Annotated in this window: 20 protein-coding genes; 11 read left to right on the top strand and 9 right to left on the bottom strand. The window is 62.7% G+C overall.

The window, feature by feature from the left end:
* Positions 1 to 98: 98 nt before the first annotated feature.
* On the bottom strand, positions 99 to 1,190 hold the full coding sequence (locus tag ACLH0I_RS04485) for a calcium:proton antiporter (protein ID WP_411386416.1): 1,092 nt from the start codon (positions 1,188 to 1,190) through the stop codon (positions 99 to 101).
* Positions 1,191 to 1,546: 356 nt separating this feature from the next.
* Here ACLH0I_RS04485 and ACLH0I_RS04480 point away from each other — a divergent pair, with 356 nt between their 5' ends.
* The 3 genes from ACLH0I_RS04480 to ACLH0I_RS04470 all read left to right on the top strand — a co-directional run bounded on the left by ACLH0I_RS04480 (position 1,547) and on the right by ACLH0I_RS04470 (position 4,778).
* Positions 1,547 to 2,629 carry a BMP family ABC transporter substrate-binding protein gene (locus ACLH0I_RS04480; RefSeq protein ID WP_411386415.1) on the top strand — a complete coding sequence of 361 codons (1,083 nt, stop codon included), beginning with the start codon at positions 1,547 to 1,549 and terminating at the stop codon, positions 2,627 to 2,629.
* Between the two features lie 144 nt (positions 2,630 to 2,773).
* A complete protein-coding gene (locus ACLH0I_RS04475; protein ID WP_411386414.1) occupies positions 2,774 to 3,739 on the top strand; it encodes a 2-oxoglutarate and iron-dependent oxygenase domain-containing protein in 966 nt (321 codons plus the stop codon).
* Between the two features lie 85 nt (positions 3,740 to 3,824).
* Positions 3,825 to 4,778 (top strand): adenosine deaminase, encoded by a 954-nt coding sequence (locus ACLH0I_RS04470; protein ID WP_411386413.1) that lies wholly within the window; start codon positions 3,825 to 3,827, stop codon positions 4,776 to 4,778.
* Positions 4,779 to 5,030: 252 nt separating this feature from the next.
* On the opposite strand, the gene ACLH0I_RS04465 is transcribed toward ACLH0I_RS04470, so the two are convergent.
* The 3 genes from ACLH0I_RS04465 to ACLH0I_RS04455 form a co-directional block, all read right to left on the bottom strand.
* Positions 5,031 to 6,413, bottom strand: a complete 1,383-nt coding sequence (locus ACLH0I_RS04465; protein ID WP_411386412.1) for an MFS transporter — start codon at positions 6,411 to 6,413, stop codon at positions 5,031 to 5,033.
* A 110-nt stretch (positions 6,414 to 6,523) separates the two neighbouring features.
* A complete protein-coding gene (locus ACLH0I_RS04460; RefSeq protein WP_250964923.1) occupies positions 6,524 to 7,258 on the bottom strand; it encodes an ArsR/SmtB family transcription factor in 735 nt (244 codons plus the stop codon).
* Between the two features lie 141 nt (positions 7,259 to 7,399).
* Positions 7,400 to 8,329, bottom strand: coding sequence for a LysR family transcriptional regulator (locus tag ACLH0I_RS04455; RefSeq protein WP_250964922.1), 930 nt, complete (start codon positions 8,327 to 8,329; stop codon positions 7,400 to 7,402).
* 114 nt (positions 8,330 to 8,443) lie between these two features.
* Between ACLH0I_RS04455 and ACLH0I_RS04450 the strand changes: the two genes are divergently transcribed.
* Together ACLH0I_RS04450 and ACLH0I_RS04445 are read left to right on the top strand one after the other, a co-directional pair.
* Entirely contained in the window at positions 8,444 to 9,457 is a 1,014-nt protein-coding gene (locus ACLH0I_RS04450) for a zinc-binding alcohol dehydrogenase family protein (protein ID WP_411386411.1), read from the top strand.
* Positions 9,458 to 9,701: 244 nt separating this feature from the next.
* Positions 9,702 to 9,872 carry a hypothetical protein gene (locus ACLH0I_RS04445; protein ID WP_250964920.1) on the top strand — a complete coding sequence of 57 codons (171 nt, stop codon included), beginning with the start codon at positions 9,702 to 9,704 and terminating at the stop codon, positions 9,870 to 9,872.
* Position 9,873: 1 nt separating this feature from the next.
* Here ACLH0I_RS04445 and ACLH0I_RS04440 read toward each other — a convergent pair whose 3' ends face one another.
* Together ACLH0I_RS04440 and ACLH0I_RS04435 are read right to left on the bottom strand one after the other, a co-directional pair.
* A complete protein-coding gene (locus tag ACLH0I_RS04440) occupies positions 9,874 to 11,076 on the bottom strand; it encodes a multidrug effflux MFS transporter (protein ID WP_411386410.1) in 1,203 nt (400 codons plus the stop codon).
* 95 nt (positions 11,077 to 11,171) lie between these two features.
* Positions 11,172 to 11,369 carry a heavy-metal-associated domain-containing protein gene (locus ACLH0I_RS04435; protein WP_411386409.1) on the bottom strand — a complete coding sequence of 66 codons (198 nt, stop codon included), beginning with the start codon at positions 11,367 to 11,369 and terminating at the stop codon, positions 11,172 to 11,174.
* Between the two features lie 148 nt (positions 11,370 to 11,517).
* Here ACLH0I_RS04435 and ACLH0I_RS04430 point away from each other — a divergent pair, with 148 nt between their 5' ends.
* From ACLH0I_RS04430 to cueR, 3 genes are all read left to right on the top strand, one after another.
* The gene (locus tag ACLH0I_RS04430) at positions 11,518 to 11,901 is read left to right on the top strand and encodes a hypothetical protein (protein WP_411386408.1); all 384 of its coding nucleotides are present in this window, start codon (positions 11,518 to 11,520) and stop codon (positions 11,899 to 11,901) included.
* A 207-nt stretch (positions 11,902 to 12,108) separates the two neighbouring features.
* Positions 12,109 to 14,502, top strand: coding sequence for a heavy metal translocating P-type ATPase (locus tag ACLH0I_RS04425; RefSeq protein ID WP_411386407.1), 2,394 nt, complete (start codon positions 12,109 to 12,111; stop codon positions 14,500 to 14,502).
* A complete protein-coding gene (gene cueR / locus ACLH0I_RS04420; protein ID WP_109752292.1) occupies positions 14,499 to 14,900 on the top strand; it encodes a Cu(I)-responsive transcriptional regulator in 402 nt (133 codons plus the stop codon). The genes ACLH0I_RS04425 and cueR overlap by 4 nt, the downstream gene beginning before the upstream one ends.
* Before the next feature lie 333 nt (positions 14,901 to 15,233).
* Here the strand turns inward: cueR and ACLH0I_RS04415 are convergent, their stop codons facing one another.
* Complete coding sequence (locus ACLH0I_RS04415; RefSeq protein WP_014336406.1) at positions 15,234 to 16,127, bottom strand: PA4780 family RIO1-like protein kinase; 894 nt, start codon at positions 16,125 to 16,127, stop codon at positions 15,234 to 15,236.
* Positions 16,128 to 16,365: 238 nt separating this feature from the next.
* Complete coding sequence (locus ACLH0I_RS04410) at positions 16,366 to 17,157, bottom strand: AraC family transcriptional regulator (protein ID WP_411386406.1); 792 nt, start codon at positions 17,155 to 17,157, stop codon at positions 16,366 to 16,368.
* 79 nt (positions 17,158 to 17,236) lie between these two features.
* Between ACLH0I_RS04410 and ACLH0I_RS04405 the strand changes: the two genes are divergently transcribed.
* Positions 17,237 to 18,265, top strand: a complete 1,029-nt coding sequence (locus tag ACLH0I_RS04405) for a bile acid:sodium symporter family protein (RefSeq protein ID WP_411386405.1) — start codon at positions 17,237 to 17,239, stop codon at positions 18,263 to 18,265.
* Here ACLH0I_RS04405 and ACLH0I_RS04400 read toward each other — a convergent pair.
* Positions 18,252 to 19,529, bottom strand: coding sequence for an acetyl-CoA C-acetyltransferase (locus tag ACLH0I_RS04400; protein ID WP_411386404.1), 1,278 nt, complete (start codon positions 19,527 to 19,529; stop codon positions 18,252 to 18,254). The genes ACLH0I_RS04405 and ACLH0I_RS04400 overlap by 14 nt on opposite strands.
* Positions 19,530 to 19,787: 258 nt before the next feature.
* Here ACLH0I_RS04400 and ACLH0I_RS04395 point away from each other — a divergent pair, with 258 nt between their 5' ends.
* Both ACLH0I_RS04395 and ACLH0I_RS04390 read left to right on the top strand, forming a co-directional pair.
* Positions 19,788 to 21,140, top strand: coding sequence for a 3-oxoacyl-ACP reductase (locus tag ACLH0I_RS04395; protein ID WP_411386403.1), 1,353 nt, complete (start codon positions 19,788 to 19,790; stop codon positions 21,138 to 21,140).
* A 2-nt stretch (positions 21,141 to 21,142) separates the two neighbouring features.
* Entirely contained in the window at positions 21,143 to 21,997 is an 855-nt protein-coding gene (locus tag ACLH0I_RS04390; RefSeq protein WP_411386402.1) for a MaoC family dehydratase, read from the top strand.
* The last annotated feature ends 31 nt before the right edge of the window (positions 21,998 to 22,028 follow it).

Genomic DNA, 22,028 nt, shown 5'->3' with positions numbered 1-22,028 from the left:
GAGCTTGCTTGCGATAGCGGCCTGACATTCAACTTCAATGCTGTTTGTCTGGCGCCATCGCGAGCAAGCTCGCTCCCACAAGGGGGATGGTGCTGGGCTCAGAGGCCCAGCAGGGACAACATGATAAACGTCGCGAACAACACAAAATGCGTCATGCCTTCGATGGCATTGGTTTCACCATCGTTGAGGTTGATCGCGCAGACGATCAGGGTGATAAAAATCATCACCGTCTGCACCGGGGTCATCGCCATCTGGAAAGGCTGGCCGGTGTAGAGGGCCATGGCTTCCATCACCGGCACGGTGAGGATCACGGTGGACAACGAAGCCCCCAGCGCGATGTTCACCACCGCCTGCATACGATTGGCGAGGGCCGCGCGCAGGGCGGTGAGGATTTCCGGCGCGGCGGAGATCGCCGCCACCAGGATCGCCGTGACCACCGGCGGAGCCCCCGAACCTTCCAGCCCCAGGTCGATGGCCTTGGACATCACTTCAGCCAACGCACCGATCACCACCACGCCAAACACCAGCGCACTGATGGAGATCGTCAGGCTGATGGGTTCCGGTTCGTTTTCCACCGGTTCTTTCTTGCGGCGCTTTTCCGGGTAGCTGTAGCTGAAGAAGTAACTGTGGGGCCCGACCTGCATGCGCAGGAACAGCGTGTACAACACGATCATCGCGCCGATGGTGAAGGCAGAATAGGTTTTCCAACTATCCCGGGGGATGAACTCCGGCACCACCATCGACACGCCCATGGCCGTGAGAATCATCACGCTGTAGGTGCGCGCCGAATCGTCGTTGTAGACCTGCTCGCCATGCTTGATCCCGCCCATCAACGCCGCGAGCCCGAGGATGCCATTGATGTCGAGCATCACCGCCGAGTAGATCGTGTCCCGCACCAGCGTCGACGAGGCTTCGTTGTTCATCATGATCGCCAGGATCACCACTTCCACCAGCACCGCCGACAAGGTGAGGATCATGGTGCCGTAAGGATCACCGACCTTTTCCGCCAGCAGCTCGGCGTGATGGGCCACGCGCATGGAGGCCGCGACGATGAAACCGATCAGGACCAGGCCGCCGATCAACGCCACCAACTGCCCGCTGCCCAGCAGCCAGTGCTCCAGCGGATAGGCGACACATACGGCGGCCAGCGCCAGCAACAGCAGTTTTTCTTGCTTGATCAAAGTGAGCATCGCGGGCCTGTCACTGTGAACGGGTCATGAGTTACTGACTGTGGGGGGACGCGAACGTTTCGTCCGATTGTGACGCACCAGGGGGTGGCGAGTGGCTGGCAGGTGCACCTTTATTGTTCTCAAGGGCCTCATCGCGAGCAAGCTCGCTCCCACAGGTTATGCGGATGTAGAACCTGTGGCGAGGGAGCTTGCTCCCGCTCGGTTGCGAAGCAACCGTAAAAAACAGGGCCGCTGCGCAGCCCAGCGGGAGCAAGCTCCCTCGCCACAAGAAGGTCGTGTCGATTAGTTGTCCTGTTGGTCAGCATTTTGCATTGCTGCTGCACAGCCAACCTCACAACAAAATGGAGTTCGAGTTCATGCACAAACGCCCCTTGAAGAAATTGCTTTGCGCCGTCGTCGCGGCCGTCGGCCTGGGCGCCGGCCTGAATGCCAGTGCCGCCGACCCGCTGAAGGTCGGCTTCGTCTACATCGGCCCCATCGGCGACCACGGCTGGACCTATCAGCATGAACAAGGGCGCAAGGAACTGGCGGCGAAGTTCGGCGAGCAGATCACCACCCACTACGTGGAAAACGTACCGGAGGGGGCCGACGCCGAGCGGGTGATCCGTAACATGGCCAAGGACAAGTACGACCTGATCTTCACCACGTCCTTCGGCTACATGAACCCGACGCTGAAGGTCGCCAAGCAGTTTCCCAAGGTCATCTTCGAACACGCCACCGGCTACAAGCAGGACAAGAACCTCGGCACCTACCTGGCTCGCACCTATGAGGGTCGCTACGTCGGCGGCTTCCTCGCGGCCAAGATGACCAAGACCAAGAAGATCGGCTACGTCGCCTCGTTCCCGATCCCGGAAGTCATCCGCGACATCAACGCCATCCAACTGGCCCTGAACAAATACAACCCCGGCACCGAAATCAAAGTGGTGTGGGTCAATTCCTGGTTCGACCCGGGCAAGGAAGCCGACGCCGCCAACGCGCTGATCGACCAGGGCGTCGACGTCGTATTCCAGCACACCGACAGCCCGGCGCCGATCCAGGCCGCCGAACGCCGCGGCGTCTATGCGGTGGGCTACGCTTCGGACATGGCCCATTTCGGGCCCAAGGCGGTGCTGACCTCCATCGTCAATGACTGGGGCCCGCATTACATCCAGGCGACCCAGAGCGTGCTTGACCACAACTGGAAATCCCAGGACTACTGGGGTGGCCTGAAGGAAGGCACGGTGAAACTGCCGATCAGCGACCTGGTGCCGGCAGCGGTCAAGGGCGAAGCCGAGCAGATCATCGCCGACATCGAGAGCGGTGCTTTCCACCCATTCACCGGCCCGATCAAGGACCAGGCCGGCGTCGAGAAAATCCCCGCGGGCGTAAGCGCCACCAACGCGGAACTGGCGTCGATGAATTATTACGTCGAAGGGATGAAGGCTGAGATTCCCAAGTAACTGCCAAGCCCAACCCAATACCCATTGTGGGAGCGAGCTTGCTCGCGATTGCGGACTGACATCCATATCTGTATTGGCTGACATACCGCTATCGCGAGCAAGCTCGCTCCCACAGAGGCCCTTATTTCAAATCTGGAAAGCCGCATGAACAGCCTGCCCATCATCGACATCGGCCCGCTCTACGGCAATGAGCCCGACGCCTGGCAAGGCGTCGCCGAGCAGATCGACCGCGCCTGCCGTCAGTGGGGCTTCTTCTACATCAAGGGCCACCCCATCAGCCCGGCGCGCATCGCCGAGGTGCTGGGCAATGCCCAACGCTTCTTCGCCCTGCCCGTCGAAGAAAAACTCAAGATCGACATCACTCAGACCCGCCACCATCGTGGCTATGGCGCCGTCGCCACGGAACAACTGGACCCGACCAAGCCCAGCGACCTGAAGGAAACCTTCGACATGGGCCTGCATCTGCCGGCCGATCACCCCGAGGTGCTGGTGGAAAAACCGTTGCGCGGCCCCAACCGCCACCCAGACCTGAGCGGCTGGCAAGCCTTGATGGAGCAGCATTACCGTGACATGCAAGCGCTTGCGCAAACCCTGCTGCGGGCCATGACCCTGGCCCTGGGCATCGAACGGGACTTTTTCGACACGCGCTTCAACGAACCGGCGAGCGTGCTGCGCCTGATCCATTACCCGCCCCGCGACACCGCCAGTTGCGCCGAACAGCAAGGTGCTGGCGCCCATACCGACTACGGTTGCATCACCCTGCTCTACCAGGACGCCGCCGGTGGCCTGCAAGTGCGCAACGTCAATGGCCAGTGGATCGACGCGCCGCCCATCGATGGCACCTTCGTGGTCAACCTCGGCGACATGATGGCGCGCTGGAGCAACGACCGTTACCTGTCCACGCCGCATCGGGTGATCAGCCCGCTGGGAGTGGACCGCTATTCGATGCCATTCTTTGCCGAGCCGCACCCCGACACGCTGATCCAGTGCCTGCCCGGTTGCCAGGATGACACCCACCCACCCAAGTACCCAACGACGACCTGCGCCGAATTCCTGCTGTCGCGCTTCGCCGACACCTATGCTTACCGGCGGGAGCCCCAGGCCGTGTAGTGGATCAGCCGGTCAGGTTTTACCCGACAGGGCGGCCAGCCCCCTGTAGAATGGCCGCCATCGATTCGCTGATGAGAAAAAGACCATGTACGACTGGCTCAACGCCCTGCCGAAGGCTGAACTGCACCTGCACCTGGAAGGCTCGCTGGAGCCCGAGCTGCTGTTCGCCCTGGCCGAACGCAACAAGATCGCCCTGCCGTGGAACGACGTCGATACCCTGCGCAAGGCCTATGCCTTCAACAACCTGCAGGAATTTCTCGACCTCTATTACCAGGGCGCCGATGTGCTGCGCACCTCCCAGGATTTCTACGACCTGACCTGGGCCTACCTGTTGCGGTGCAAGGCGCAGAATGTGATCCACACCGAACCGTTCTTCGACCCGCAGACCCACACCGACCGTGGCGTCCCATTCGAAGTGGTGCTCAACGGCATCGCCGCCGCCCTCAAGGACGGTGAGCAACAACTGGGCATCACCAGCGGCCTGATCCTGAGCTTCCTGCGTCACCTGAGCGAAGAACAAGCCGAGAAAACCCTCGACCAGGCGCTGCCGTTCCGCGACGCCTTCGTGGCCGTGGGCCTGGACAGTTCGGAGATGGGCCATCCACCGAGCAAGTTCCAGCGCGTATTCGACCGCGCACGCAACGAGGGTTTCCTGACCGTTGCCCACGCCGGCGAAGAAGGCCCGCCCGAGTACATTTGGCAAGCCCTGGACCTGCTGAAGATCCAGCGCATCGACCATGGTGTGCGGGCCATCGAAGATGAGCGGCTGATGCAGCGGATCATCGACGAACAGATTCCATTGACCGTGTGCCCGCTGTCAAACACCAAGCTGTGCGTGTTCGACGACATGTCGCAACACAACATCCTCGACATGCTCGAGCGCGGCGTGAAGGTGACGGTGAACTCCGATGACCCGGCGTACTTCGACGGCTACGTCACCGAAAACTTCCACGCCCTGCACACCCACCTGGGCATGACCCAGGACCAGGCCAAGCGCCTGGCGCAGAACAGCCTGGATGCGCGACTGGTAAAACCCTAACCCCAACGATCAACCCCGGTGGGAGTCAGCTTGCTCGCGAAGACGGCGGTACATTCAACATCGATGTTGACTGACACTCCGCCTTCGCGAGCAAGCTCGCTCCCACAGTTTTTTGATCGCCTGCAAGTTCACGGTTGGACGCAGATCCAATTGTGGGAGCGAGCTTGCTCGCGATGGCGGTCAATCAGGCGACATCGATATTGAATGCCGAACCGCTATCGCGAGCAAGCTCGCTCCCACAGGGGATTGTGTTTAGTCAGTGGCGTTCGCTTCGCTCAGCTCTTCCAGCGTCTTGCCCCGGGTTTCCATCCCGAACAACCAGACCACCCCCGCCGCCACGGCGAAGCACAGCGCGCCCAGGGCGAATACGCCGCCCTGGCCGGTGATGGGAAACACCAGGCCGGTCACCAAGGGGCCGAGCAGCGAACCGATACGCCCCACCGCCGAAGCAAAACCCGAGCCCGTGGCCCTGGCCGAAGTCGGGTACAACTCCGGCGTGTAGGTGTAGAGCACCGCCCACATGCCGAACAGGAAAAACTGCATCAGCAGCCCGGTGCCGATCAGCAGCCCGACGTTGCCGCCAAACACCGCGCTCTGCCCATACAGAAACGCCATCACCCCGCCGCCCAGCAACGTGATGATGCACACCGGCTTGCGTCCCCAATGCTCCACCAGCCAGGCCGCCATCAGGAAGCCGGGAATCCCGCCCAGGGAAATCAGCACGGTGTAATACACCGACTGGGTCACGGCGAACCCCGACTGCTGCAACAGTGCGCTGAGCCAGGACGTCAGGCCATAAAAACCGAGCAAGGCAAAGAACCAGACGCTCCAGATCATCATCGTGCGCTGGCGATACAGCGGCGACCAGATCTGCGCCAGGGCCGAAAAGAAATTGCCCGGCACACTCTCCACCCTTGGCAGGCGGATCGGCTCCGGCAGATCGCGACGTCCCAGCGAGGTCCGGACCTTGTCTTCGATCCGCTTGAGCACTGCGTCCGCTTCGTCACCCCGACCGGCCTGTTCCAGCCAGCGCGGCGACTCGGGAATGAAAAAGCGAATCGCCAGGACAAACACTGCCGGCACCGCCAGCACCAGGAAGATGTCGCGCCAGCCGATCACCGGCAGCAGGAAATACGACAGCACCCCCGCCGCCACGAAGCCCAGGGGCCAAAAGCCGTCCATCAAGGCGATGTAGCGCCCTCGACGCTTGGCCGGGATCAACTCCGACAGCATCGACTGGGCAATCGGAAACTCCATGCCCATGCCGATACCCAGCAGGACGCGAAACAGTGTCAAGGTCTCGACATCCTGGGCGGTGGAGCACAGGTAACTGGCAATGCCCCACAACACGATGCTCCACTGGAACACCGGCTTGCGCCCGAACCGGTCGGCCAGCATGCCCGACAGCGACGCCCCCAGCACCATGCCGAAGAAGCTGGAGCTGGCGAGCAAACCGGCCTGGGCGGTGCTCAGGCCGAACTCGGTTTTGATCGAGCCCAGCAGGAACGTCATCATCGCCAGGTCCATCGAGTCGAAGAAAAACGCCAGGGCGATGATGATGAAAATCACCCGGTGATACCCACTGATGGGTAACCGCTCCAGGCGTTCCGCCGCGCTGTAACCGTGAGTGTCCATGCTGCCTCCCCAATCCGAAAATTCCCCGGACCGAGTGTGCGCGAACCTTGCGAGAGGCTATTGCTGAATACGACCTGTCGACAGCCCTGAACGACGCGCCAGGCAGTTCCCTAGAACGCCATCTCCACGGCATCCTGCCGGGCGAACCGATGGATTTCCTGCTGGCCGAGCGTCGTCACCTGCAAGGCCCGCGAATCGTTGGGCAAGGCCAGCCAACCTGACTGCATGAACAGTTGCAGCAACGCCGCCCCCAGCGCGCCACCCAGGTGCGGACGACGCTCGCTCCAGTCCGGGCAGGGGCACGCGATACGGGCATTGCGATAAGCCAGGGCCTGGACGAATAAGCCCCGCTCGGCCAGTTGATTGGCACCCTTGTGCGTGACGATCACCCGCTGTTCGAACTGCTCGATCCATCCGGCGTCCAGCAGGCGCTGGTAGAGGTCGGCCGCCAGGGTTCCCCCCAGGTGGTCGTCGCACAGCCTGGCCCGCATCAACGAAGCAGGGGCCGACGGGGTCTTGGTCGGCATGACCCGGCGCTTGAAGACCTCCGGAATCTGCCGTGGCGTACTGACCAGGGTCGCGCTGGCCAGCGCTTCGACGGCGGCGCCGATTTCAGGCGCGGCCAGGCGGAAAAACCGCTTGCGACCCCGAGCTTCGACTTTCAACAGACCTCCCGCGGACAAGCGCCCCAGGTGCGCATTGGCCGAGGACGGCGACAATCCGGCGAGCAACGCCAGCTCCTCGGCCTGGCGGGCCGTGCCGTCCATCAAGGCCCACATCATTGCGCTGCGCTTGGGGTCAGCCAGCAGCGTGGCGATCTGGCTGATGCAAGGTGCATGTTCCATGTATTCACTCCCTGTTGAATCATTCGTCTACTGCTCTGGCGCAGGCGGTCGCTAGTATAAGCGCGGTGACCGCGCTTTCCTGTCCTCCGGAAACCTTTGGAGGCGATTGTTCATGAGGGAAAAGTCTCTATTTGCGTGCGACTAATGGCCCGCCCCCGCCGGGAGTGGAAATCGAGCCGTCAACTCACCGCAGCGGTCCCGGAGCATGTCCCGCAAAAGGTTGATGGGTTTGCTCAATTGCGCCCGGTGGGCACACAGCAGATTGAGGGGCGCACGCTCGCATTGCAGGTGCGGCAAGAGGATTTTCAAGCGCCCGGCCAGTACGTCGGTGGACACATCCAGCCACGATTTGTAGGCGATCCCGGCCCCCGCCACCGCCCAGCGGCGCACCACATCGGCGTCATCACTGAAGCGATCGCCGCTGACGGTGAGGCTCACCTCCCGTTTGCCGTCATGAAAAACCCATCGGTCATGGACCCGGCTGCCCAGCATGTACAACAGGCAGTTGTGCTGGGCCAGTTGCTCCAACTGATAAGGTTCACCCTGGCGCGCCAGATAGTCTGGCGACGCACACAGCACTCGACGGTTATCCGGGGCGACGGGCAAGGCCACCAGGCTTGAATCTTCCGGCTCGCCATAACGCAGGGCGATGTCCACCGGCTGCTTGAACAGGTCGGCCATGCGATCGCCCAGCAGCAGCCGCACCGTCAGCCCGGGATGCTCGCGCTGGAACCCATCCAGCCAGGGCAACAGCAGGTTGCGCCCCAGGTCCGAGGGCGCGGACAACTGCAATACCCCGCTGACTTGGTCCTGGCCGCTGGTCAATAAGCGCCGGCCTTCGTCGAGACTGCTCAACGCGGCACGGGCGTATTCGAGAAACCCCTCGCCTTCAGCCGTCAGGCGCAGGCTGCGGGTGGAACGGGCCAACAGCCGCGCACCGAGGTGCTGCTCGATCCGTTTCAACGCGGCACTGGCCACCGCCGCCGACAGGTCCATGACCCTGGCTGCCGCCGAGAGACTGCCCAGGTCCGCCGCCCGGACAAACAATTGCAAGTCATCGAAGCGAAGCATGACGACTCCATTATCAAAATATTATTGAAAGAGCCTGTTGTTTTAGCCGGTTTTATCTCGGTGATAAATAGCTAAACATGGCCTTCATCGAAACTCACCTCACGGAGCCGCTTCATGAAAGCCATCGCCTACTACCATTCGTTGCCCATCACCGACCCGCAATCGCTCCAGGACATCGAGCTGCCGGAACCGGTCGCAGGTCCCCGGGACCTGCTGGTGGAGGTCAAGGCCATTTCGGTCAATCCGGTGGACACCAAGGTCCGCCAGAACGTCCAGCCCGAAAGTGGCGCCGCCAAGGTGCTGGGCTGGGACGTGGCCGGCGTGGTCAAGGCAGTCGGCAGCGAGGTCACGCTGTTCAAGGCCGGGGACATGGTGTTCTACGCCGGTTCCATCGCCCGGGCCGGTGGCAACAGCGAGCGGCATGTGGTGGATGAACGCATCGTCGGCCACATGCCCAAGACCCTTGGTTTCGCCGACGCCGCGGCGCTGCCGCTGACGGCCATCACCGCTTGGGAATTGTTGTTCGAGCGCCTGCGCATCCAGGAAGGCCAGGATGACCAGGGCCAGAGCCTGTTGATCGTCGGCGCGGCGGGAGGCGTGGGTTCGATCCTGACGCAACTGGCCCACCAACTCACCGGGTTGAAGGTGATTGGCACCGCGTCCCGTGCGCAAACCCAGGAATGGGTACGCAGCCTCGGTGCCGACCTGGTGATCGACCACAGCCGCCCCTTGAGCGAAGTGTTGAAAGAAGCGGGCCAGCCCCAGGTGACTCACGTCGCCAGCCTGACCCAGACCGACCAGCATCTGGACCAACTGGTCGAAGCCCTCGCGCCCCAGGGCAAGTTGGCGCTGATCGACGACCCCAAGGCGCTGGACGTGACCAAGCTCAAGCGCAAGAGCCTGTCGCTGCATTGGGAATTCATGTACACCCGCTCGCTGTTCGAAACGGCCGATATGCTTGAACAGCACAAGCTGCTCAACCGCGTGGCCGCCCTGATCGACGCCGGCACGCTGAAGAGCACGGTGGGCGAGCATTTCGGCACCATCAACGCCGAAAACCTGCGCCGGGCCCATGCCTTGCTGGAAAGCGGCCAGGCCAAGGGCAAGATTGTGCTCGAGGGCTTCTGACCGAACACGGCGGTCGCCCCGCTAACAATCCCGTGGCGAGGGAGCTTGCTCCCGCTGGGTTGCGAAGCAGCCCCAATGTGGGCGCTGCGCACCCAAGCGGGAGCAAGCTCCCTCGCCACAGTGACTGCATCATTAGCCGGCGACTAACCGTCAGTCTGAGAGTTGATCCTTGTCACAAATGCGAGCACATTCGGGTCTACACTCGAGGCCTTTGCAACGCAATCTTTTCGTGAGGAGGTCAGCAATGAAGATCCTGATAAAAGAAGTGGCAAAATCCCAATGGCAAGTGCGTCTTGACCAGCACGTCGTCACCTTCCGTACCGAGACCGAAGCCCAGGCTTTTGCCACGACCTTGCAGGCGCGGATCCACGCGCCCCATCGTTTCCCCGAACAACAGCAGCGCGCAGCCGGCTGAGTCAGCCTTCGCGACTGGCCTGGACCAGTGCTCGGGCGTTTTGCAGGCGACGAGTCAGCATCGCTGCGCTCACCACCAACAGCCCGCAAAGGCTAATGACCAGCGCCATTGGCACCGCGGTGCCGTCATGCAGCGCCGCCACCAACGCGGCTGCCCCGGCGGCCACGGAAAACTGCAGGCATCCCAGCATCGCCGAGGCACTGCCGGCCCGGGCGCCCTGCCCGTTCATGGCGCAGGCCGAGGCATTGGGAAGGATGCAACCCAGGCTGGCGATGCAGATAAACAGTGGGACCAGCAGCGGCCACAACTGCGCCGGCTGCAATGAACTGACCGCCAGCAGGCTCAGCCCCGCCCCCAGGTAGACCCATACCGCGCGGTTCAACAGGAACGCCGGGCCGCGCTTGGACAGCAACCGGGCGTTGACCTGGGCAACCAGGATGAAGCCCGCCGCGTTGGTGCCGAACAGCCAACCGAAATGTTCGGCCGGTACACCGTAGAGCTTGATGAAGACGAAAGGCGAACCGGCGATGTAGGCAAACATCCCAGCGATAGCGATGCCCCCCGTCAGTGCATGGCCGAGGTAGACGGCGTCGGTCAATAACCGGCCGTACTGGCGCAACGCCCCCGACAACGGTTGCCGAGGTACATCGTCCGGCAGGCTTTCCGGCAGCCACAAGGCCACCGCCGTCGACGCCAATGCGCTGAACACGGTCAGGGCAATGAAGATCGACTGCCAGCCATGCAGGTTCACCAGCAACCCACCCAGCATCGGCGCGAGAATCGGCGCCAGGCCCATCACCAGCATCAATTGCGAAAACACCTTCGCCGAGCCCACCGCGTCGCATTTGTCACTGACCACCGCTCGGGAAATCACCATCCCGGCGCAGCCGCCCAAGGCCTGGACGAAGCGAGCGCCAATCAGCCATTCGAGGTTCGGCGCATAGGCGCAGGCCAGGGACGCCAGGGTGAACAAGCCGACGCCCATCAGCAACGGAATGCGCCGTCCGAAGCGGTCCGCCACCGGTCCATAGGCCAGTTGCCCGATGGACAAGCCGAGGAAATAGGCCGCCAGGGTCAGCTGGATGTGTTTTTCGTCAGTACCGAAGGCCGTGGCCATCGCCGGAAAGGCGGGCAGGTAGAAATCGATCGCCAAGGGACCGAAAGCGCTCAAGGCGCCAAGAATCAGAATCGTACGGAGGTTCATCGGGCGTCCAGCTCAGGCGTCGTTCGACAGCCCGACAGTCTAGCCGTGCCGGGCGCACTTGAACATTCCGATAGGTCGCTAACGATTAAAAAAACTCAAGCCACACTGATCCCATATCCCTCTTCCTTGATGGCCGCGACCACGGCATCGGCCGGCAACGAACTCTGGACCTGGACGGTCTTGGCGCCCAGGTCGACGCGCACGTCAGCCGCCGGATCCTTGGCCTGGACCGCCTGGGTGATGGCCTTGACGCAGTGACCGCAGGACATGCCCTCGACATTAAAAATTTGCATGGGATGACTCCTTGGGATTGAGGTTGCCGACAGTCTCAAGCTTGCCACGATGGAAAGGTCAAGTTCTGACAAAAACTGCCGGGCTGGCAATCGGCATCGCCCTCAGCCAAGCTGCACACATCAAGGATTTCACACCGGAGGTTCAGCCATGCGCTGGTCAGCGTTCAGCCTGTTTTGCATGCTCGGTCTTTCAGCGGTGGCCTCCCAGGCCTCGGCCGCCGGCGAAGACTATGGCGTGTTGATCATTTCCCGCGAGCGCCTGGAGGTGTCGACCAATTGCGAGATCGGCATCTACATCCAGGATCAACTCTCGGCCCGGCTGTTCCAGGAGCAAAGCACCTCGTTCAACCTGCCGCCGGGTCAATTCTCCTTGCGCCTGAAATTGCTGCCCGGACAAGCGCCGGGGTGCAACCCGGGCATGCTCGCGCCAGGGTCTCAGAACATCACCCTCAAGGCCGGTGACATCTTGAAGTTCCGCATCGCCATGAGCCAGGAAGGCATGTACCTCAAGCAGGCTGGGCTCGGTTACTGAAACACCCATCTTGGGGTTGCCAGCCCCTGTGGGAGCGAGCTTGCTCGCGATGGCGGCCTGACAGCCAATATTGCTGTCGACTGACCTACCGCTATCGCGAGCAAGCTCGCTCCCACACAAGCTCAGCATCAGCTTTTGGATTGGCGCTTGACCTTGCCAGCATGGCAAGGTTGATCCTGTAGTCATTCACTACAGGGAGCCTGCCCCATGCCCGAATCCACCACGTTCGATCTACCCATTGCCGGGATGACCTGTGCCAGTTGCGCCGGGCGGGTCGAGCGAGCCTTGAGCAAAGTCGCCGGTACCCGTGCTGTCAGCGTCAACCTGGCGACGGAACTGGCCCGAGTCCAGGGCCCCGAAGGCAGCCTGCCGGCCTTGAAGCAGGCCGTCGAACAGGCCGGCTATAGCGTTCCCGTGCAGACCCTGGAGTTGTACATCGAAGGGATGACCTGCGCCTCCTGTGTCGGTCGGGTCGAACGCGCCCTGGGCAAGGTCGATGGCGTGAACAACGTCAACGTCAATCTGGCCAACGAGCGGGCTCACCTCGAACTGCTCGGCCACGTGGATGCACAAACCCTGATCGATGCGGTCAAGCGTGCTGGCTACGACGCCACGGTCTGGCAGGCCGAGCAGGCCGCCGATACCCAGGGCAACCGCCTGAATCGTGAACGCCTGACGCTGGTGCTGGCGATCCTGCTGTCCGTGCCGTTGGTGCTGCCCATGTTGCTGCAGCCGTTCGGCGTGCATTGGATGCTTCCGGCCTGGGTGCAGTTCGCCCTGGCGACGCCGGTGCAATTCATCTTCGGCGCGCGGTTCTACGTCGCCGCCTTCAAGGCCGTGCGGGCCGGTGCCGGGAACATGGACCTGCTGGTGGCCCTGGGTACCAGCGCCGGCTATGGCTTGAGCGTGTATGAATGGGCGATCGCCCGTCCCGGCAGCATGCCGCACCTGTATTTCGAGGCCTCGGCGGTGGTGATTGCCCTGGTGCTGCTCGGCAAATACCTGGAAAGCCGCGCCAAGCGCCAGACCGCCAGCGCCATCCGCGCCCTCGAAGCCTTGCGCCCGGAGCGGGCGATCCAGGTGATCGATGGCCAGGAGCGGGACGTTGCTATCAGCGCCCTGCGCTTGAATGACCGGGTGCTGGTCAAGCCCGGCGAACGCTTCCCGGTGGACGGTGAAGTGCTGGAAGGCCAGAGCCATGCCGACGAAGCGCTGATCAGCGGCGAAAGCCTGCCGGTGCCCAAGCAGCCCGGCGACAAAGTCACTGGTGGCGCTATCAATGGCGAAGGCCGGTTGCTGATCCGCACGCAAGCCTTGGGCGCCGAAACCGTTCTGGCGCGCATCATCCGCCTGGTGGAAGACGCCCAGGCCACCAAGGCGCCGATTCAGAAACTGGTGGATAAAGTCAGCCAGGTCTTCGTGCCGGTGGTGCTGGTGCTGGCCCTGGCGACATTGATCGGCTGGTGGCTGTACGGAGCCCCACTGGAAACCGCACTGATCAACGCCGTTGCGGTGCTGGTAATCGCCTGCCCCTGCGCCTTGGGCCTGGCGACCCCCACGGCGATCATGGCTGGCACCGGTGTGGCTGCGCGCCACGGGATTCTGATCAAGGACGCCGAGGCCTTGGAGCGCGCCCATGAAGTCACGACCGTGGTGTTCGACAAGACCGGCACCCTGACCTCCGGCACGCCCCGCATCGCCCACCTGACCGCCCTCGACGGCGACGAGGACGCGCTGCTGAAAATGGCCGGGGCGCTGCAACGCGGCAGCGAACATCCGCTGGCCAAAGCGGTACTGGATGCCTGCGCCGAGCGCGACCTGCACGTGCCGGATGTCAGCGACAGCCAGTCCCTGGCCGGACGCGGCATTGCCGGTAGCCTCGACGGGCGCCGCCTGGCCTTGGGCAATCGTCGCCTGCTTGAAGAACGGGGCCTGAACCCCGGTTCGCTGGCCGAATCCGCACAGGTTTGGGAAACCGAAGGGCGCACGTTGTCCTGGCTGATCGAACAAGGCGCAGTGCCGCGGGTGCTAGGCCTGTTTGCCTTCGGTGACACCCTCAAGCCTGGTGCCCTGGCAGCCGTACAGGCCTTGGATGAACAGCATATCGCCAGCCACCTGCTCACCGGCGACAACCAAGGCAGCGCCCGAGTAGTGGCCCAGGCGCTGGAGATTTCCAATGTCCACGCCGAGGTACTGCCGGCGGATAAATCCGCCATCGTCCAACAATTGAAGCGCCATTCGGTGGTGGCGATGGTGGGCGACGGCATCAACGACGCACCGGCCCTGGCCGCCGCCGACATTGGCATTGCCATGGGCGGCGGCACCGATGTGGCGATGCATGCCGCGGGTATCACCCTCATGCGCGGCGATCCGCGCCTGGTGCCGGCGGCGCTGGACATCAGCCGCAAGACCTACGCCAAGATCCGCCAGAACCTGTTCTGGGCGTTTATCTATAACCTGATCGGCATCCCCCTGGCGGCGTTCGGTTTTCTCAACCCGGTGCTGGCCGGCGCGGCCATGGCGCTGTCGAGCGTCAGCGTGGTGAGCAATGCGTTACTGTTGAAGTTCTGGACACCCAAGCCATTGGAGGACAAGCGATGAACATCGGCCAAGCGGCCCGACAGAGCGGCCTGAGCGCGAAGATGATCCGTTATTACGAATCCATCGGCCTGCTCAAGGCTGCACATCGTACCGACAGCGGTTACCGAATCTACGGCACCGATGACCTGCACACCCTGGCGTTCATCAAGCGCTCCCGCGACTTGGGATTTTCCCTGGAAGAGGTCGGCAAACTGCTGACCCTCTGGCAAGACCGCCAACGCGCCAGCGCCGACGTCAAGGCCCTGGCCCGGCAACACATCGATGAGCTGAACCAGAAAATCCGCGAGCTGGCCGAACTGCGCGACACCCTGCAAGACCTGGTCGAACATTGCCACGGCGACCACCGCCCGGATTGTCCGATCCTCAAGGAACTGGCGTCGGGGTGCTGTAAGAATTGATGCCAACCGCCAATCCCCTGTGGGAGCGAGCCTGCTCGCGAAGACGGCGGCACATTCAACATCCATGCAAGCTGATCCATCGCTTTCGCGAGCAGGCTCGCTCCCACAGGGGGCTTGGTGGGGGACATCAGATTCGAGCTCCAACACAAAACCTCTGTGGGAGCGAGCTTGCTCGCGAAGACGGCGGCACATTCAACATCCATGCAAGCTGAACCACCGCTATCGCGAGCAAGCTCGCTCCCACAGGGTTCTGTGCCACAGAGGATTGGCGGTGGGGGCCGCTTTTGGTGCCCACAAAAAACCCGGCCATTGGCCGGGTTTTTGTTCAACCGATCATTGCATCCATGGCGGCGGTGGTTCTTCGGTCTTTCCGGGTGGTGCATCGTCGGCGGCGCGGACCGCCTGGCGGCGTTCTTCGTCCAGGCGTGCAGCCTCGATTTCACGCATGATCCCGCCGACATCCGCCAGTTCTTCCGGCTCGTCGAACTCGCCGGTCAGCACGCTGGCCGGGTGCAGGGTGCCGGCTTCGTACAGTGCCCACATTTCCTTCGCGTACTTGGTGCGCTTGAGCTCCGGGGCGAACCGGCCGAAGTAGGACGCCATATTGCCCACGTCCCGCTCCAACATGCTGAAGGCATGGTTGTTACCCGCGGCATCCACGGCTTGTGGCAGGTCGATGATCACCGGCCCCGTTGGCGTGAGCAGGACGTTGAACTCCGACAGGTCACCATGCACCAGACCGGTACACAGCATCAACACGATTTGGGAAATCAGATAGGCGTGATATTCACGGGCCTGGTCAGGCTCCAGCACCACATCGTTCAGACGCGGTGCCGCATCGCCATACTCGTCGGCCACCAGTTCCATCAGCAGCACGCCTTCGAGGAAGTCGTACGGCTTGGGCACACGCACACCAGCGCTCGCCAGGCGAAACAGGGCCGCCACTTCGGCGTTCTGCCAGGCGTCCTCGGTTTCCTTGCGCCCGAACTTCGAGCCCTTGGCCATGGCCCGGGCCTGACGGCTGTTGCGCACCTTGCGGCCTTCCTGATATTCGGCCGCCTGACGAAAACTTCGCTTGTTCGCCTCCTTGTAGACCTTCGCGCAACGTAGCTCGTTGCCGCAGCGCACCACATAAACAGCTGCTTCTTTACCACTCATGAGTGGGCGCAGCACCTCGTCGACCAGACCGTCCTCGATCAGGGGTTCAATGCGTTTTGGAGTCTTCATCAGCTTTTATTGTGGGTCCTTTATTACCAAACACGCGAATGACAGTCGTTATACGGCAATCCTTGCTCCACGGGGAGGGGTTGCCGACCTATGAACCGGTGATGCACACACTGTGCCGGATTATCGACCGCGCCAAATCATAGCCGAGACCGGACCTGGCGTTGGCAACTGAATGCCCAGGTATTTGCGACAAGAGCTGACAGCCATGCCTACAGCCGCCGTAGGCCAGTGTGGCGACTCAATGCTTGAACAACTCCCCCGGGGTAAACCCGAACATCCCCTTGAACGCGGCAATGAACGCGGACGTTGAATCATACCCACAGGACAACGCGGCGCTGGTAACGCTGTCGCCTTTCTCCAACGAGCCCAGGGACGACAACAAACGCATGCGCTGACGCCAGGCCCGAAAGCTCAGGCCGGTCTCGCGCTGGAACAGGCGCATCAGGGTTTTTTCCGACGTGCCCAGACGCTCGGACCAAACATGCAAGGTGACGTTCTGTTCGGGCTGTTCGATCAATTCGTTGCACAGCGCCAGCAAGCGGGCATGTCGCGGCAGCGGCAGGGAAAATCCCACCTCCGGCAGCGTCGCCAACTGATCCAGCAGCACCTGCACCAGCCGTTCTTCCTGGGTATCACCCTGGGGATAATCGACCGGCAGCTGACAGAACACCTTGATCAGTTCACGGGCCAGCGGCGTGACCTCCAGCACCCGACAGCGCTCATCGGCCCAGGGGCAAGCGTGGCGATGGACGTACAGGCTGCGCATTTCCGCCCGGGTGGAGGTCACCACCTGGTGCTCCAGGTCCGCCGGAATCCAGATGCCCCGTTGTGGCGGGGCAAAAAAACTGCCGGCGGCGGTGTGTACGCCAAGAACCCCGCTAATGGCGTAGGAAAATTGCACCCAATCATGACGATGGGCTTGGGTCCAGGAACCGGCACTCAGGCTTTCGACACGGGCGTACAGCGGCCTCGGCAATTGCGCTAGGTCGGGGATATGGCGTTCCAGTTGCTGATGTCCGTTAGTCGGCATTGATTGGCCTTATGTCGCAAGACGACTGATGGTGACGACGTTAGGCTAAGTCGACTTTTCTTACAACTTGCGGTGCCCTATGCATATTTTCAGACACCTCAAACGCCTGATAACCGACTGGTTCCTGTGCGGCATGTTGCTCGCCACGCTGTTGGCGTATTTCTTCCCGACCTTTGGCGCCACGGGCGGTGCCATGCATGCCGAATGGGTGGTCAACATCGGCATCTTCGTGGTGTTCTTCCTGCACGGGGTCAACCTGTCCGGCGAGCAGATCCGCCACGGCCTGAAGAACATCCGGCTGCATGCGATGGTGCAGGGTTTCACCTTTGGCGTGTTCCCATTGATCTGGCTACTCAGCAACTGGTTGCTGGGCAGCCATGTGCCGGCGCTGCTGATGCTGGGGTTCTTCTACCTCTGCGCCCTGCCCTCGACGATCTCTTCCTCGGTGGCCCTGACCGGCAGTGCGAAAGGTAACGTGCCAGCGGCGATTCTCAACGCGAGCCTGTCCAGCGTACTGGGAATTTTCCTGACACCGTTGCTGGTCAGTTTCGTCGTCGGCAGTGGCGCCGGGGGCATCGACCTGGGGTCAACCTTGCTCGACCTGTGCCTGATGTTGCTGCTGCCGCTGGTGCTGGGGCAGTTCCTGCGGCGTTGGCTGGCCGGCTTTTTCGGACGATACAAACGCTACACCAGCATCATCGACAAGTTGGTCATCCTGCTGCTGGTCTATGCGGCGTTCTGCAACTCGATGGTGTCCGGCATCTGGCGCCAGCAAGGCAACGGCGTGTTGCTTAGCGCACTGGTGGGCAGTGCCGTGCTGCTGGCAATCATCCTGTGGGCGACCACCCGTACCGCCCGCGCCCTGAAATTCAGCAGCGCCGATGAAGTCGCCGCGGTGTTTTGCGCCAGCAAGAAATCCCTCGCCGCCGGGGTGCCGATGGCGGCGTTGATTTTCGGCAACCATCCGGGCCTGGGGCTGATTCTGCTGCCGATCATGATCTATCACCCGCTCCAGTTGATCGTCTGCTCGATCCTGGCCGAGCGCTACGCCAGCCAGCACAAGGCGCTGACATCTGGCCAGGACGGCGCCCTCGTCAACGTTCGATGATCGCCGTCACGCCCTGGCCGGCGGCGGCACAGATGGAGATCAACCCTCGACCTCGCCCAGCGGCGTCCAGCAACTTGGCGAGGTTGGCAACAATGCGCCCGCCCGTGGCGGCAAACGGATGCCCGGCGGCCAGGGAACTGCCCTTCACGTTCAGCCGGCTGCGGTCGATGGACCCCAGCGGCGCGTCGAGGCCCAGGCGGGTGTTGCAGTAGTCCGGGTCTTCCCAGGCTTTGAGCGTGCACAGCACTTGGGCGGCGAACGCTTCGTGGATTTCGTAGTAATCGAAGTCTTGCAAGGTCAGGCCGTTGCGCGCCAACAATCGCGGCACGGCGTAGACCGGGGCCATCAGCAGCCCTTCGGCACCGTTGACGAAATCCACCGCCGCCGTTTCACCGTCACGCAGGTACGCCAGGATCGGCAGGCCCCGGGCCTTGGCCCATTCTTCGCTGCCCAGCAGCACCAACGAGGCACCGTCGGTCAGTGGCGTGGAGTTGCCGGCGGTCATCGTGCCCTTGGCGCTTTTTTCAAAGGCCGGCTTGAGGGACGCGAGCTTTTCCAGGGTCAGGTCCGGGCGCAGGTTATTGTCCCGGGTCAGGCCGAGAAACGGCGTCATCAAGTCGTTCTGCCAACCTTCGGCGTAGGACGCGGCCATTTTCTGATGGCTCTCCAGGGCCAACTGGTCTTGCGCCTCCCGAGGGATCTGCCAGGTCTGGGCCATCAATTCACAGTGCTCGCCCATGCTCAGGCCAGTGCGCGGTTCGTTGATGCGCGGCAGATCCGGCATCAGGTGTTGGGGGCGCAATTGCAGGAAAGTCTTGATTTTCTCGGCGGTGGTCTTGGCGCGATTGGCTTGCAGCAGGATCCTGCGCAACCCCTCGTTGACGGCGATCGGCGCGTCCGATGTGGTGTCGACGCCGCCGGCAATGCCGCTGTCGATCTGGCCCAGGGCGATCTTGTTGGCCACCAGCAGCACCGTCTCCAGCCCCGTACCGCAGGCCTGCTGCACGTCATAGGCCGGCGTCATCGGTGACAACCGCGAACCGAGCACGCACTCGCGGGTCAGGTTCATATCCCGGGAGTGCTTGAGCACCGCACCGGCCGCCACTTCGCCGATGTGCAAGCCATGCAGGTTGTAGCGTTCGATCAGCCCCTCGAGGGCAGCCGTCAACATCGCCTTGTTGCTGGCGGTGGCATAGAGCCCGTTGGAGCGGGCGAAGGGAATGCGGTTACCGCCGATGATCGCGACGCGACGTAGTTGTGTCATGAAAGAACTCCCTGTGTAGGTCTGAATGCACTCGCTGAAACAACCGAACGTCTGTGGGAGCGAGCTTGCTCGCGATGAACGATGACGCGCTATCCCTGAAAAATTGCGGCGCCTGCATCGCGAGCAAGCTCGCTCCCACAGGTATCCGGAGCCCTGAACAAGACGCTCCGGCACAAGCTTAGGCTTTATCTCACCGATCGAACGACTGATTGCCAATCATGGTCCACACTTGGAACCTCATCAGCCGGAGTGTGTTCCATGTCTGACCGTTATATCGACTTCGCCAATTCGCCCATCGGCCGGCGCATGGTCGGGTCCCTCGGCCTGCCCTCGCCGGTACGCCTGGAACGCTGGCAGGCTGGGCGGCTGCGGCCGATCGAAGGCGCGCTGCTGCTGGGCGGTGGGCCGTTGACCGAACAGATCGGCACCTTTGCCAAGCGCCTGACCGACAGCATTTTCATCTACGGCGGCGAACCGACCCTGGCCACGGAATGGATCCCCGGCCACGGCCCGAAAATCAAGGCGGTGGTGTACGACGCCAGCCATTTGGTCCAGGCCGACCAGCTCAAGCAGCTGCGGGAATTTTTCCAGCCGCTGATGAAAAACCTCGACCACAGCGCCCATGTCGTCATCCTCGGGCGCGCGCCGGAAAGTCTTGGCGACCCGTTCGCCGCCAGTGCCCAGCGGGCGTTGGAGGGTTTCAGCCGGTCCCTGGCCAAAGAGCTGCGCCACGGCGGGACGCTGCAATTGCTGTACGTCGGCGACGGTGCCGAAACCCAGTTGGAAGGTGCGCTGCGGTTTTTCCTGTCGCCCAAAAGCGCCTTCATTTCCGGGCAGGTCATTCGTCTTAACGCCTGCGACAACCAAGTCCAGGACTGGACCCGGCCGCTCACGGGGCTCAAGGCGCTGGTCACTGGCGCAGCCCGCGGGATCGGCGCCGCCATCGCCGAAACCCTGGCCCGCGATGGCGCCGACGTGGTCCTGCTGGACGTCCCCCAGGCCAAGACCGATCTCGACGCCCTGGCGGCACGCTTGAGCGGGCGCAGCGTCACGCTGGATATCTGCGCTGAAGAGGCTGCCCCACAGTTGATCGAGCACTTGCCCGACGGCGTCGACATCGTGGTGCACAACGCCGGCATCACCCGGGACAAAACCCTCGCCAACATGACCCCGGAATTCTGGGACGCCGTGCTGGCCGTCAACCTCAACGCGCCGCAAGTGCTGACCAAGGCCCTGCTGGACAGCGGCACCCTGCGGGACAATGGCCGGGTGGTTCTGCTGGCGTCCATCAGCGGCATTGCCGGCAACCGGGGGCAGACCAATTATGCGGCGAGCAAGGCCGGGCTGATCGGACTGGCCCAGGCGTGGGCACCGCTGTTGCAAACACGCGGTATCAGCATCAACGCCGTGGCGCCGGGTTTCATTGAAACCCGCATGACCGCCGAGGTCCCCTTCGCCTTGCGCGAGGCCGGGCGGCGCATGAGTTCCCTGGGCCAGGGCGGTTTGCCCCAGGACGTCGCCGAAGCCGTGGCCTGGCTCGCGCAACCGGGCACCGGCGCCGTGACCGGGCAGGCCTTGCGGGTGTGCGGTCAAAGCCTATTGGGAGCGTGACCATGACGATCCAATGGCATGACGTCAGCAGCCCGCCATCCATGTCCGGGCTTTATTCGAAAGCGGCGACACGGCGCAAAGTCACCGGAACAACCTTGCCCGAGGAAGGGTTGCGCCAAGTGCTCCAGGTCGACCCGCAACGGCTGGCGGCTTATCGCAAGGTTTGCGGTTTCGTCGATAACGGACTGCTGCCGCCGACCTATCCCCACGTCTTGGCGTTCGCCCTGCAAATGCAATTGCTCACAGGGCGGGACTTTCCCTTTCCGTTGTTGGGGCTGATCCACTTGAGCAACCGCATTCGTGTATTGCGGCCCATGGGCGGGGTCGGCCAGGTGCGGACCAGCGTCCATGTCGAGAACCTGCAAGCCCACGCCAAGGGCGCAGTCTTCGACCTGATGACCCGCCTCGATGATCAATTGGGGCCGCTGTGGGAGGCCCGGAGCCAGATGCTGTGCAAAGGCGTCCAGCTTGACGGCGCACTCGTGGACGACTCGCCCGAGGCCAGCTTGCCCTTGATTGAAGTCGCGCGTTGGGCCGCACCGGCTGACATCGGTCGGCAGTACGCCAAGGTCTCCGGCGACTACAACCCGATCCACCTGAGTGGTATTAGCGCTCGGCTGTTCGGCTTCCCCACCGCCATCGCCCATGGTCTGTGGAACAAGGCCAGGACCCTGGCGGCGCTGGATGACCACCTGGCCGAGGCCAACATCGAGATTGACGTGACCTTCAAAAAACCAGTGCGCCTGCCCAGCGAAGTGACCCTGCTGGCCAGCGCGGCGGGCTCCAGTGGGCAGCTGCAACTGGTGGGCGCCGGGGCGCTGGAGCATATGGTGGGAGCGTGGCGGCCGGTGGCCTGAGCACCATGAGGGTCTCCACACCCATCCACTG

It is taken from the genome of Pseudomonas sp. MPB03 (assembly GCF_046605385.1).
Lineage (GTDB): Bacteria > Pseudomonadota > Gammaproteobacteria > Pseudomonadales > Pseudomonadaceae > Aquipseudomonas > Aquipseudomonas zanjanensis.
Note: the sequence above shows the minus strand (reverse complement) of the source record. Positions and strands in the feature narration are given on the sequence as shown.